The organism is Rhodococcus sp. NPDC057297, from assembly GCF_042667435.1.
GTDB lineage: Bacteria > Actinomycetota > Actinomycetes > Mycobacteriales > Mycobacteriaceae > Rhodococcoides.
Genome location: NZ_JBHUZE010000002.1, coordinates 692,918 through 706,062, shown reverse-complemented (window position 1 = coordinate 706,062; position 13,145 = coordinate 692,918). Strand labels below are relative to the sequence as shown.

The 13,145-nt window shown below is 64.2% G+C and carries 13 protein-coding genes; 4 read left to right on the top strand and 9 right to left on the bottom strand.

Features of this window, described 5'->3' with window-relative positions; all coding sequences use genetic code 11:
- Positions 1-34: 34 nt before the first annotated feature.
- From ACFULT_RS09310 to mftE, 8 genes are all read right to left on the bottom strand, one after another.
- Positions 35-1,006: a cation diffusion facilitator family transporter gene (locus tag ACFULT_RS09310; protein ID WP_378481289.1), complete on the bottom strand. Its 972-nt coding sequence runs from the start codon at positions 1,004-1,006 to the stop codon at positions 35-37.
- 36 nt (positions 1,007-1,042) lie between these two features.
- Positions 1,043-1,534 (bottom strand): DUF779 domain-containing protein, encoded by a 492-nt coding sequence (locus tag ACFULT_RS09305; RefSeq protein WP_378481288.1) that lies wholly within the window; start codon positions 1,532-1,534, stop codon positions 1,043-1,045.
- A gap of 50 nt (positions 1,535-1,584) precedes the next feature.
- Positions 1,585-3,108: an aldehyde dehydrogenase gene (gene adh, locus ACFULT_RS09300; RefSeq protein ID WP_037113503.1), complete on the bottom strand. Its 1,524-nt coding sequence runs from the start codon at positions 3,106-3,108 to the stop codon at positions 1,585-1,587.
- Positions 3,109-3,225: 117 nt separating this feature from the next.
- A complete protein-coding gene (locus tag ACFULT_RS09295; protein WP_037113504.1) occupies positions 3,226-4,518 on the bottom strand; it encodes a transcriptional regulator in 1,293 nt (430 codons plus the stop codon).
- Between the two features lie 179 nt (positions 4,519-4,697).
- Positions 4,698-4,832 carry a hypothetical protein gene (locus ACFULT_RS09290; protein ID WP_019663518.1) on the bottom strand — a complete coding sequence of 45 codons (135 nt, stop codon included), beginning with the start codon at positions 4,830-4,832 and terminating at the stop codon, positions 4,698-4,700.
- Between the two features lie 52 nt (positions 4,833-4,884).
- On the bottom strand, positions 4,885-6,333 hold the full coding sequence (gene mftG, locus ACFULT_RS09285) for a mycofactocin system GMC family oxidoreductase MftG (protein WP_378481287.1): 1,449 nt from the start codon (positions 6,331-6,333) through the stop codon (positions 4,885-4,887).
- Positions 6,330-7,727 carry a mycofactocin biosynthesis glycosyltransferase MftF gene (gene mftF, locus ACFULT_RS09280; RefSeq protein WP_170945417.1) on the bottom strand — a complete coding sequence of 466 codons (1,398 nt, stop codon included), beginning with the start codon at positions 7,725-7,727 and terminating at the stop codon, positions 6,330-6,332. Before mftF ends, mftG begins: the two co-directional genes overlap by 4 nt.
- Before the next feature lie 103 nt (positions 7,728-7,830).
- Positions 7,831-8,481, bottom strand: a complete 651-nt coding sequence (gene mftE, locus ACFULT_RS09275) for a mycofactocin biosynthesis peptidyl-dipeptidase MftE (RefSeq protein ID WP_378481365.1) — start codon at positions 8,479-8,481, stop codon at positions 7,831-7,833.
- A gap of 163 nt (positions 8,482-8,644) precedes the next feature.
- Here mftE and ACFULT_RS09270 point away from each other — a divergent pair, with 163 nt between their 5' ends.
- The 4 genes from ACFULT_RS09270 (at position 8,645) to ACFULT_RS09255 (ending at position 12,482) form a co-directional block, all read left to right on the top strand.
- Positions 8,645-9,361 (top strand): GntR family transcriptional regulator, encoded by a 717-nt coding sequence (locus ACFULT_RS09270; RefSeq protein WP_094719179.1) that lies wholly within the window; start codon positions 8,645-8,647, stop codon positions 9,359-9,361.
- A gap of 138 nt (positions 9,362-9,499) precedes the next feature.
- On the top strand, positions 9,500-11,059 hold the full coding sequence (locus ACFULT_RS09265; RefSeq protein WP_170947555.1) for an NCS1 family nucleobase:cation symporter-1: 1,560 nt from the start codon (positions 9,500-9,502) through the stop codon (positions 11,057-11,059).
- Positions 11,060-11,069: 10 nt separating this feature from the next.
- Positions 11,070-11,801: an aspartate/glutamate racemase family protein gene (locus ACFULT_RS09260; protein WP_378481286.1), complete on the top strand. Its 732-nt coding sequence runs from the start codon at positions 11,070-11,072 to the stop codon at positions 11,799-11,801.
- Between the two features lie 69 nt (positions 11,802-11,870).
- A complete protein-coding gene (locus ACFULT_RS09255) occupies positions 11,871-12,482 on the top strand; it encodes a nucleoside/nucleotide kinase family protein (protein WP_037113516.1) in 612 nt (203 codons plus the stop codon).
- Positions 12,483-12,485: 3 nt separating this feature from the next.
- Here the strand turns inward: ACFULT_RS09255 and ACFULT_RS09250 are convergent, their stop codons facing one another.
- Complete coding sequence (locus tag ACFULT_RS09250; protein ID WP_378481285.1) at positions 12,486-13,136, bottom strand: Rid family hydrolase; 651 nt, start codon at positions 13,134-13,136, stop codon at positions 12,486-12,488.
- Between the last annotated feature and the right edge of the window lie 9 nt (positions 13,137-13,145).

Genomic DNA, 13,145 nt, shown 5'->3' with positions numbered 1-13,145 from the left:
CACCGAGTCATCGCAATATGACGAGGGAATTACGTCAGTGGCTCGGTGTCGGACCGACATCTCCCTCGTCGGGTTCTGCGACTGTCAGTACTGCGTCCACCACAGCCTTGTTGGTCTCGAGCTCACGCTCCAGCCGCCGGAGTGTGTGCGCGATCGAAGATTCGACCGAGTCGCCGACGAGGTCGACGCTCGCGACCAGAAGGATCTGCTTCGGACCGACGAATTCGATGCGAACGAACCGAACGGACGCCACTTCCGGAAGCTGTTCGATTCGCTCCACCACTGCATTCCATAATGCGCGTGACCCCGGTTCGCCGGTGAGGAAACGTCGATTTCGGTCGATGAGCACGAAGGCTACGACGGCGAGCAGAACACCGACGAGAATCGATCCGACGGCGTCGTAGGCACTCGATCCGGTGAGTTGATGCAAGCCGATACCCGCACCGGCGATGACGATGCCGATGAGGGCCGCGCTGTCCTCGGCGAACACGGCACGCAGTGTCGGGTCGGACGTCTCGAGCGCGTAGTCGAAGAAGTCCTTCTCGTATTCGGCTGCTTCACCGCGGATCTGCCGAACCGACTGCAGGAAAGAGATACCTTCCAGGACGAACGCCAACGCGAGCACGACGTACGCGACGGTGTAGTTCTCGCTGCTGGACTCTCCCGCCAGAAGTGAGGTGATGCCGTGCCAGATCGACACCGCTGCGCCCGCGACGAACAGCCCGACCGCGGCGAGGGTCGACCAGAAGTACGCCTCCCTGCCGTATCCCAACGGTCTCTGCTCGTCCGGCCCACGCGAACCTCGCTTGTTCGCAACGAGCAAAAAGATCTCGTTGCCGGTGTCCGCCCACGAGTGCGACGCCTCGGCGACCATCGACGCCGATCCGGTGATGACCGCCGCGACCGTCTTGGCTATCGCGACACCCAGATTGGCTGCGAAGGCAATGACGACGGTTCGAAGGCTCTCGGTCTCCGCACCGGCAGGCGTCGTGCTGGAAGATTTCACGCGCTCGACTGTAGGCGTCCACCCCCTTGCGAGTGGTCAGCCCTGCAGCATGCCCGGCACCGGGCAGGCGTCGACGGCTTCGGCGACGACGATGACATCGTCGGGAACCGGAGGCCGTCGCCCTTCTTCCCAGTCGACCCCGACGAACGGAGCCTGTTCTTTCAAGACGTCGAACTCCTCTGGGGTGAAGGCGCGTCCGCGGCTCAGGAATCGCAGCCCCTCGGGTGTCTCGAGCGAAAATCCGGAGCCACGCCCGGGGACCACGTCGAGCACCATCTGGGTGTGCTTCCAGGCCTCGAACTGCGAACCCGAAATCCACACCGGCACAGCATCGTTTCCCTCGGGAAGATCCGTCGGGATGTCCCCGACTTCGAGCCTCAGGTCCAGCAGTCCGAGGAGCACGTCTCGGTCACCGACGATGAACTCCCCTGCCGGGTAGCACATCGGCGACGAACCGTCGCAGCACCCACCGGACTGATGCATCATCAACGCGCCGTGGATACCGCCGAGGCGACGGAGAAGCTCCATCGCCCCGGCGGTGGTTCTGAGTCGGGCCGGAGGCCTGACCACGGGCGACATCAGAAGAAGCCCTGAGCCTTCTGGGCGTAGCTGACCAACAGGTTCTTCGTCTGCTGGTAGTGGTCGAGCATCATCTTGTGGTTTTCACGACCGATGCCGGACTGCTTGTATCCACCGAACGCAGCGTGCGCCGGGTACTGGTGGTAGGTGTTGGTCCACACTCGTCCGGCTTTGATGTCGCGGCCGGCGCGGTAGGCGACGCCACCGTCACGAGACCACACACCGGCGCCGAGGCCGTAGAGGGTGTCGTTGGCGATGGAGATGGCTTCGTCGTAGTCCTTGAAGGACGTGACCGAGACGACCGGTCCGAAGATTTCCTCCTGGAAGATGCGCATGTTGTTCTTGCCGGTGAAGATGGTCGGCTGAACGTAGTAGCCGCCGTTGAGATCTCCGCCGAGCTGTGCGCGCTCTCCGCCGGTGACGACCTGAGCGCCTTCGCCCTTGCCGATCTCGATGTAGGAGAGGATCTTCTCGAGCTGATCGTTCGATGCCTGTGCACCGATCATCGTCTCCGTGTCCAGCGGATCGCCCTGGCGAACTGCCTTCGTACGGATCGCGGCGAGCGCCAGGAACTCGTCGTAGATGTCCGCCTGAATGAGCGAGCGCGACGGGCAGGTGCAGACCTCGCCCTGGTTGAGGGCGAACATCGTGAAGCCCTCGAGCGCCTTGTCCTGGTAGTCGTCGTTGGAGGACAGGACGTCGGAGAAGAACACGTTGGGGCTCTTGCCGCCGAGTTCGAGGGTGACGGGGATCAGGTTCTGCGAGGCGTACTGCATGATCAGACGGCCGGTAGTGGTCTCACCGGTGAACGCGATCTTGGCGATCCTCGGGCTCGACGCGAGTGGCTTACCCGCCTCGGTGCCGAAGCCGTTGACGATGTTGACGACACCCGGAGGAAGCAGGTCGCCGATGATGGAGATCAGGTGCAGGATCGACGCGGGCGTCTGCTCGGCAGGCTTGAGAACGACAGCGTTGCCTGCAGCAAGTGCGGGAGCGAGCTTCCACACGGCCATGAGGATCGGGAAGTTCCACGGAATGATCTGTCCGACGACGCCGAGGGGCTCGTGGAAGTGGTAGGCCACCGTGTCCTCGTCGATCTCCGACAGCGAACCCTCCTGCGCCCGAATGCATCCGGCGAAGTAGCGGAAGTGGTCGACGGCGAGAGGAATGTCCGCGTTGAGGGTCTCTCGGATCGGCTTACCGTTGTCCCAGGATTCGGCGAGCGCGATGGACTCCAGGTTCTCCGCGATCCGGTCGGCGATCTTGTTGAGGATGACGGAACGCTCTGCTGCAGAGGTCTTGCCCCAGGCCGGAGCGGCGGCATGGGCCGCATCGAGGGCGAGCTCGATGTCCTCGGACGTGGAGCGGGCGACCTCGCAGAAGTTCTCACCGGTGACGGGAGTCGGGTTCTCGAAGTACTGCCCCTTGACGGGTGGTACCCACTCGCCACCGATCCAGTTGTCGTAGCGCGGCTGGAACGACATCTTTGCATCGGCGGTACCTGGGCGGGCATAGACGGACATCTGGTGACTCCTTCGTCGTTCATCAACTGATGTGATTCAAGACACTAGAGCCTGCAACGTTGCAACTACGTTGCTGCACTGCGTGCACCTTTTGTGGTGTGCACGAAGCGCGACAGGTCAAACGCCGAGTTGGCGGTCGAGATGCTCGATCCTGGCGCTGACCTGGCCGTACAGCGCGGAGTCGCGGCTGAGCGTCGCCCGGTAGGCCTCCCACGCGTACACATCGGTGCGACCATGGATCGACGAGGTCCACTGCGCGAGCAGTACCGGGTCCCCCGCACGCAGCAGCGCTGCCTGGACCCGGGAGCGCAGTTCCTCTCGGATGTCCTCGATACCCGGGGCAGTCGATCCGGGAAGGACAGGACCGGTGTAGATGCGCAACGCTCCCTCGACATCGCCGCGATCGAGGGCCCGCCGGATGTCGGAGACATCGGTGGTCAGTTCACCCACCAGGCGATACGGCCTCGACGCCAGGCCTGCGCTTCCGAATGCCTTACGCAATCGCGACATTTCGGCACGTATGGTCACCGAGTCCAGTTCCTGCTCGTCGAGCAGTACGGCGAGATGATCGGAACTGAGGCCTTCCGGGTGATCGGCCAAGAGCAACAGGATCTCCGCATGCCGCTGCGACAGTGCGCTACGTCCGCTCCCCTTCGTCAGACCAGGTCGCCCAGAACCCAGCACTTCCAGACGAGGGGCACTGTCGCCCAGCGACTTCGGCGAGTTCATCAGATGAACACGCAACTCCGACTCGGCGGCGGCGACAGTGGCGCGGATCAGGGACAACACCTCGGGAACCGCAACCCGAGGCCCGCCGGTGATATCGATCGCGCCGAGAATCTGTCCGCTCGTCGGGTGATGGACGGGCGCCGCGGAACAACTCCACTCGTGCACGGTCCTGCTGAAATGCTCGGCGGCGAAGATCTGGACGCAGTGATCGACCGCGAGCGCGGTGCCGGGAGCGTTGGTCCCCTTGCTCTCCTCGCTCCAGTCGACGCCCTCGGCGAAGTTCATCGACATCGCGCGATCTTTCGCAGCCGAATCTCCTTCGACCCACAGCAACCGACCCTCGGCGTCGGAGATCGCGACGAGCAAGCCGGTATCCGCGGCATCCTCGACCAGCAACTTGCGAATGACCGGCCTGATGATGGACATGGGGTGCTCGGAGCGATAGCGCTCCAGTTCCTCGCCGGACAACACGACCGAGTCGTTTCCACCGTCGGGGTCGACACCTTTGGTGCGGCTGCGCATCCAGGAATCGAGCACCACGGAACGAACACTCGCGGTGGACGACGAGTCCTCGACGAAGGAGCGGTGCGCTGTGGTCACCCGACGTGCGAGCACGTCGATGTCCTCACCAGGGCGAAGGGCAACCCAGGGGTTCCCCTGTCCTGGCGTTCTTCCAGTCATCACACAAGTACCTCTTCTGGCGCGGTCACACTACTGTAACGCAGCTCACACACGCAGAATACAGGCCCACCGAGCCCGGCGGGGATCGCCGAGGCCGGAGGGCCCGTGCATTCTCGACCTGCGTCGCGGTGTTCCCGAACAGAGCGGTGTTACCGGACCGAGCTGGGTGCCCGGCGCGGTCAGCGCTTCTTGACGGTGGCCGAGATGTCGATGCCGGTGTCGCCCGAGGCCTTCATTTTCTTGTCCGCGCGCTTCTCCTTCAACGACTTTCCTTGCTTCTTGGACATCGAACTGCGAGGAGATTTGTCAGACATGGCGGAGTGCCCCATTCTCTGCGGAACCGAGAATGGTCCACAGACCACGAACTTACGCCACCGAACCACGAATGAGGTCGCAGGCGCGTTCGGCGAGCATGATCGCCGTCGCGTGGGGCCCTCGCGAAGGAACGACGGGGAAGGCAGACGTGTCGACCACGTACAACCCGTCGACCCCGCGCACCGCGCACGTGTCGTCCAGGACGGCGTCCGGCCCGCCCATCGCGCAGCTCCCCGAGAGGTGAAGCGATGTCCCCAGCCTGGCGCGCACGAGCCGGTCGAGGTCGCCCTCGACCGGTTCGGTGTTCTCGACGAGCTCGGCGACGAGTTCCAGTCCGGACGCCAACGCCCGCCGGTCGGAGACGGACTCCAGGTACCGGTAACGAACCCGAGGCGCGATCGCCGGATCGGAGGACACCAGTTCGATGTCCCCTCTCGATTCGGGTCGCATCAGGCCGACGCCGATCAACGGATCCCCGGCCGGGAGGCCTGCGATCATGCGGTCGAACGGAACCGAGTAGGGACGGATCTCGAGGTCCCCGACGTGCAGCACAGCCTCCATGGGCGACGACGCACTGTCGGTCGACGAAACACTGTACGGCAGAGTAACTTCCGGATGATCGCTGAAACCGCGTCCCACGTTGGGTTGATCCACGATCGTCCTGATTTCCAGCGCACCAAGACGGTCTGCCGGCCCGATACCGGAGAGCATCAGCAACTGCGGGGTACGAAGGGCCCCTGCGCACAGCACAATTCGCTCCGCCCGGAGCATCTCCCTCGTACCGCCGTGGTCGACGGCGACCCCGACCGCGTGCAACCGATCGACCAAGATCTCGAGAACGGTCGCATCGCTGCGCACCTGAAGGTTGGGACGATCCGATGCCGGAAACAGGTACGCCAGAGCAGCATTCGTTCGCACTCCTCCGAAGATGTTGCGCGGCACCGGTCCTACGCCGTCCTCCGAGTACGGCGAGTTCTTGTCCTCGTCGAACGCGAAACCGGCGCGTTGGGCTGCAGCAACGAACGTCTCCGTCATGGGACTTCCCGCACCGGGCAGCACCCGCGACACGGGCATCGGCCCCTTGCTGCCGTGATAGGGCGCACTGAAATCGAGGTCTCGTTCCAGCGCAGAGAAGTACGGAAGCACGTCTGCGAAGGACCACGATGCGGGCCACGCGTCGAAGTCGTCCGGCCGGGCGCGCACGAAGTACCCACCGTTGACCGCGCCCGACCCACCGAGCACTCTCCCCCGCGAGACCCGAGCGGCGATACCGTCGGCCAGATCGGCGAAGTACGTGTCGAGCCACGGACTGTCGGCCCCCAGGGGAAGTACACGTGCGTCGAGCACATCCGGCGGAACCTCGTCGACGGTCCGGAATCCGGGCCCTGCTTCGAGGAGCAGGACCGAGCACGAAGGATCCTCGCTGAGCCTCGACGCGACGACGGCGCCGCACGATCCGCCGCCGACGACGATCACGTCGACCGTGCGGCTAGGGCTCATGTGTCCATTCGGGGTGTCAGGGCTTTCAGGCTGCGAGACCGGAGCGCCCCGGTCCACAATCCGGCTCCGTACGCGACGTCGTCGACGCGCTTGAAGAACGCATACCGAACGGGGTCGAGCCCACCGAGCTCGCGATGCTTGTACCAGTCCGTCATCGCGTCTGCGACAGCGATTCCCAGCGCGATCCTTCGTATTCGACTCGACAGCACGACCGCCAGAAGTGTGATGGGCCAATAATGTCGACACATCGCCGACGCAAGTTGCCAGAGCCCGCCGACGAACCCTTCCGTCGCAAGGATCGCCGCGATGCGGGTCGGTTGGTCGAGTCCGAGGAACATCCTGCGGAGCCTGCCTATCGTCACCCCGAGCGTCAGCAACGCGCCCAGAAGACCGAACTTGGTGAAACTGATCGCGAACAGGCAGGAGATCAGAGTCCACGGTGACATCGAGAGCGGAGGCACCATGCCCGGATGCCGGTCCGCGAGTGGACTCGCTCCGGTGCCGTAGAACAGTTTGCGACCGAACCACCGACCGAACGTGACGCGATGATCGTGCGCGACGTTGGCCACGGGCTCGTAGCGCAGCCGCCACCCTGCCTCCTGCAACCGCCAGCAAAGATCGACGTCCTCGGCGACATGCATTGATTCGTCGAACCCGTTGCACTCCTCGGCGACGTGGCGACGGATGAGCATTGCGGCGCTCGGGACGTAGGAGACCGAGCTGCCCGCTCGAACCGCGGCCTCCTTGCGTCCGAGATCCAGCGACGACCGGGCGTGCTCGTACCGGGCCAGAGCGTTGCCTTCGGGTTCGAGGGCCACGATCCTCGGCGCGACCAGTGCGACCGCAGGGTCGGAGAAATGCCCGAGCATGACCTCGAGCCAGCCCTTGCGCGGCACCACGTCCGAATCCAGGAACGCCACGAAATCAGTTGTCGCGGAACGAAGTCCGGTGTTACGTGCTGCAGCGGGGCCTCGAGAACTCTCGTGCCGCAGCGTCGTCACCCCACCGATGCTCCACGCAACCGGCGGTACCGTGACCGGCTCGTCGGATCCGTCGTCGACGACGATGACCTTCAGTCCGTGCAACGCAGGAAGGAGCCGGGACAGCCCTGCCGCGTTGTTCCTCAGCGGGATTACCACGGTGACGTCCTGCGGAGACGGGATGGACATCGGTCGCGGATTCGCGACACCGGAATCCAGCAGTTTCCGCGCCACGAGCGCGGACTGCGAATCGGTCACCTCGAGAAATCCGTCGCCGATCATCGCCGCAGCGGTGGGTGCCAATTTCAGCATCCGAGTCGGGGAACCCCCGATCAGAACGCGCCCCTCCGAGTATGTGCGTACACGAGGATCGACGCGCACCCCGAATCCATCAGGCAATCGTCCTTGACCCATCAGGTGATCGTAAGCGGACATCGCCGCGAAGTGGTATCCGTGGACGCAGAAATTCGGAAACATACCCAGAGCCTGTTCGAGACCGAGTTTTCGGACCGCAGGTTCACGTCAACATACCCCGCTCCGAGGGTTCCCACCGCTTCAGCGCATTCACCGCGAACACGCACATCTGCCCCAGAACGGCCTCGCCTTCGGCCGCCGACGACCCGCGCGGGTCACCCAGCACTCCGTTCGGCGCGACCGCTCGGACACCACCGGAACGCAGCACGGGTAGAAGGTCCGCGAGCGAATTCGTGTTCCCGACCTCGATACGCGACTCGTCCACCACCTCCGGAGAAAGATGCAGCAGCAGTGAAGTTTCGGTACGGCCGGCGTGTGCGTCGGCGCCCGGAACGACGCAGGGCAACCAGGCCACGTCACGCCCCTCGTACCGCAGCAGCCGAACCGCTGCGACCAGCGCACCGACATTGCCGCCATGTCCGTTGACGAACACCACACGGTCCGCCCACCGGCACGCCGACCTGCCGTACTCGACGAGAATCGCCTCCAGTGCGTCCGCACCGATCGAGATGGTGCCGGGGAAGCCCTCGTGCTCGCCGCTCGCGCCGTACGGGATCGACGGCGCAACGGCAACGCCGGGCAATCGCTCCGCCACTGCCTGGGCGACCCGGGTGTCGGTGTCGAGAGGCAGATGAGGGCCGTGCTGCTCGACTGCACCGACCGGCACCGCCACAGTGCGACGTCCGTCGACCATCGGCCACCGGTCGTCGCCCAATCGTCGGTGCTCGGGCGACGGAATCTCGGTCTCTACCACCGCTCGATGGTATCCGCTTCGAAAGTTCCGTCGACACACCGAACGTCACACACAGGAAACATTCCGCCACTAGCGTGCGCACCAGCGGCACGAAAGGAGCATCATGCCCCCACGTCGGCGATCGGTACTGCTGGCGCAGTTGAGCATTGCCGAACCGGGCGGTGCACAACCCGCTATTCTCGACGAGCTCCGACGGGTGATCCTGTCCGGGGACGCGCCGCCCAACACTGCCATTCCTCTGGGTGACGTTGCCGAACTGTTCGGTGTGAGCCGAATCCCCGTACGTGAATCGCTGAAGACACTGATCGGCGAAGGTCTGGTGGACCACCGCCCCAATCTCGGATACACCGTCGCACAATTGACCTCGGCCGAGCTCCGGGAGATGTACATCGTCCGAGAAGTACTGGAGTCGGCGGCACTCGCCACCGCCGTCGCGTTGGCCGACGAGCAGGATCGGGAGCGAGCGATCGAGGCCGATCGGCTTCTCGAAGAAGCTATTTCCGACGATGATCCCCGCGAATACCACCGTCGCAGTCGCGAGTTCCACATGGCATTGACCAGGCCGTCTCGAATGAAGCGATTGCTGCACATGCTGGAATCGGCATGGAACATCACCGAGCCGGTACAGCCGATGGTGCAGGTCGCGGGGTCGGACCGCGCGTCCCTGCATGCGGATCACCGGTCGATGCTCGACGCGTTCCTCGACCGCGACGCAGCAACCCTGCTGGCCATCTCGCAGTCGCACTCCGCCCGCCTCAACACCGTCATCTCCTCCATCACGAGCGATACCGGGTTGCTGGCGGATTCACCCGGGGACTGACGTCGCGAAAAGATATATCCCTGCCGTCACGCAGGGGCAACACTTCGTCGCTACTTTTTCTTCACCGGACTCGGCCACCGAAGGCAGAGACCCGATCACACCCGAAGCGCTCTTTCGCACGACGTACCAGGAGCATCGATGACAGACACAGCGAACAGCTCGATATCGCCTGTCGGCGACATGATCGAGGCGGCAGGCCATCCCGTCGGCGGTGGACTGATCAAGGACAGCTACGACCCGAGACTCACCAACGAAGACCTCGCGCCGTTGAAGAAACAATCGTGGACGTCGTACAACCTGTTCGCGTTCTGGATGTCCGACGTGCATTCCGTCGGTGGATATGTCACCGCAGGTAGCCTTTTCGCACTCGGACTGGCCAGTTGGCAGGTCCTGGTGTCCCTGCTCGTCGGCATCACCATCGTCTACTTCTTCTGCAATCTGGTCGCCAAGCCCAGCCAGGTGGCAGGCGTTCCGTACCCGGTGATGTGCCGGGCGTCGTTCGGTGTCCTGGGTGCAAACATCCCTGCCATCATCCGCGGTTTGATCGCGGTGGCCTGGTACGGGATTCAGACATTTCTGGCGTCGGCGGCGCTCGATATCGTCCTGATCAAACTGTTCCCGTCGCTTGCTCCGTACGCCGTCACCGCCGACTACGGTTTCGCCGGCCTCTCCGCACTCGGATGGGCGAGCTTCCTGTTCCTGTGGGTACTGCAGGCGGCTGTCTTCTGGCGCGGCATGGAATCGATTCGGAAGTTCATCGACTTCTGTGGGCCTGCCGTCTACGTGGTCATGTTCGCGCTGTGCGGCTACCTCATCTGGAAGGCCGGCTGGGGTGCAATCGATCTGAACCTGGGCGAGGTCGAGTACACGGGATTCAGTTCAGTTCCGGTCATGCTCGGCGCCATTGCGCTCGTCGTCTCCTACTTCTCCGGCCCCATGCTCAACTTCGGCGACTTCTCCCGTTACGGAAAGTCCTACGCCGCAGTGAAGAAGGGAAACTTCCTCGGACTGCCGGTCAACTTCCTGGTCTTCTCCATCCTTGTCGTCGTCACCGCGTCCCTGACGCTGCCTGTGTTCGGTGAACTCATCACCGACCCGGTGGAGACGGTCGCCCGGATCGACAGCACCTTCGCCATCGTCCTCGGTGCCTTGACGTTCACCATCGCGACGATCGGCATCAACATCGTCGCGAACTTCATCTCCCCCGCCTTCGACTTCTCCAACGTCAGCCCGCAGAAGATCAGCTGGCGGGCAGGCGGCATGATCGCCGCCGTCGGCTCGGTCCTGATCACCCCGTGGAACCTCTACAACAACCCCGAGGTCATCCACCTCACGCTCGAGACGCTCGGCGCATTCATCGGCCCACTGTTCGGCGTCCTGATCGCGGACTACTACCTGGTGCGCAAGCAGAAGGTCGTCGTGGACGAACTGTTCACCATGTCTCCTGCCGGAAAGTACTGGTACTCCAAGGGTTACAACCCCGCCGCCGTGTACGCCACGATCGTCGGCGCACTGATCGCCATGTTCCCGGTGCTGTTCAACGGCGCCATCGAGGGAATGGAGATCGCAGGGATGGCGACCGCGTCCAAGTACAGCTGGTTCATCGGATGCGGAATCGGGTTCGGGCTGTACTACGTTCTCGCCACCAGGACCAAGCTCGCCGTGACGAACCATCTCGACGATTCCGTGAGCGCATAGGATTCTGCAGGTGCTCATCAAGGTCATCAATCCCAACACCACATCGTCGATGACCGACACGATCGGGAGGTGTGCCCGGGCCGTAGCCGGTCCGGGCACGCTCGTCGACGCGGTCAATCCGACGATGGGGCCCGCCTCCATCGAATCGCACGTCGACGAAGCACTCAGCGTGCCCGGCATTCTCGAACAAATCGCGATCGGCGAACGACAGGGCGCCGACGGTTACGTCATCGCCTGCTTCGGCGATCCGGGCATCGAGGCCGCCCGTGAAGCTGCCGTAGGCCCCGTCGTCGGCATCGCCGAAGCCGCGATGCACGCTGCGAGCTTCCTCGGCCGAGGGTTCTCCGTGGTCACCACCCTGGAACGCACCACGGGCAGAGCGCAGGACCTCGCCGACCACTACGGTTTCACTCGCACATGCCTCGCGGTCCACGCATGCGACATTCCTGTCCTCGACCTCGAGACCGACCCGGACGCCCGCAAGATCGTCACCGAGGCATGTCGTGACGCTCTGGAATCCGACGGAAGCGACGCCATCGTGCTCGGCTGCGCCGGCATGGCCGACTTGTGCGAGCACATCTCGTCGGAGATCGGGGTGCCGGTCGTCGACGGTGTCGCCGCGGCAGTGCTCGCCGTTCAGTCTCTCGTCACCATGGGTCTGCGCACTGGAAAGCGGAGCGAATTCGCACCACCTCCACCCAAGGCATACGCGGGTTTGCTGTCCGGCTTCGGCCGTCCGTGAGTTTCACTGCTCGGCGGTGACCGAGGCGGCGTGAACGACAAGTGCCGCCTGTCGGCCTATCGTCGAAACATGAACGAGTTGATCGCGTGGGCGAATGACCTCGCGGCGGGACCTGGCCGACGAATCCTCGGGATAGCCGGGGCGCCCGGCGCGGGCAAGTCGACCCTCGGTGGGTGTCTGGTCGACGAGCTCGGATCCGACCGCGCTGTACTGGTACCCATGGACGGGTTCCATCTCGCCGACGCCACGCTCGACGCTCTCGGGCGTCGGGCCAGGAAGGGCGCGCCCGACACGTTCGATGCCGCGGGCTACGCGCATCTGCTGCGTCGCCTCCGACAGGAGTACGACGCCGGGATCGTCTACGCGCCGAGCTTCGACAGAACCCTCGAAGAGCCCATCGCCGGGAGCATTGCGGTCGCCCCGGACGTGGGGTTGGTGATCACCGAGGGAAATTATCTTCTGCTCGACGAGGGAGACTGGCCACTGGCACGTGCCGAGATCGACGAAGTCTGGTTCATCGACATCGACGACGAACTGCGCCGCAACCGACTCGTGGAGCGGCACAGCATGTTCGGTAAAACGGACTTCGAAGCACGGGCGTGGACGCACGGAAGCGACGAGGACAACGCTGTCCTCGTCGCATCCACCGCATCTCGTGCGGACCGCCGCGTTCGTCTGTGAGGGTTACTTGACCGCGTCGACCTCCACCTCCACGAGCCAGCCGGGAACGGGGAGGGTGGCGACTTCGAGCGCGAAGCGGGTCGGTCGTGCCGAGTTGCGCTCCATCGGTGCCGCAGGCTCCGCGGTACCCATCGGCACCAGTTCCGTCTCGTCCGAGTCCAGGTTGGTGTTGGCGAAGAACTGCCGGTACGCCCGGTTCCAGCCGGCGAAGTCCGCGACCGCGGCGCCGGGTGCGTTGTCGAGGAACACACGCATGGTCACCACGTCCTCGAGCGAATAGCCTTCGGCTTCGAGGTTGTCCCTGATCTTCTTCAGGACGTTGATGCCTTGCGCTTCGGTGACGGTGACGCCGTCGGGGAGCGTGCCGCCGGAGAACTCGTCGGTGTCGACGAAGGACTCGGGAGTGCCGGTGGCAGCGTCCTCGTTCATCGCGGTCGGGCCGATACCGCTCGTCTTGTACACCGTTGCGTCCCCGGCGATCTCGACTCCCTGGGCGATCATCGGATTCGACTCCCCCGCTTCGAGGACCGACCTGGCGCCCGGCGCCATGTCGGTCGAGGTCTCAGCGGCCGAGGAGTCCGACGAGCACGCCGCCGTGAACACGACGGCACCGGCAGCGAGCGCAGCGTAGAAGGAACGTGTGACCTTGGACAAGAGATTTCC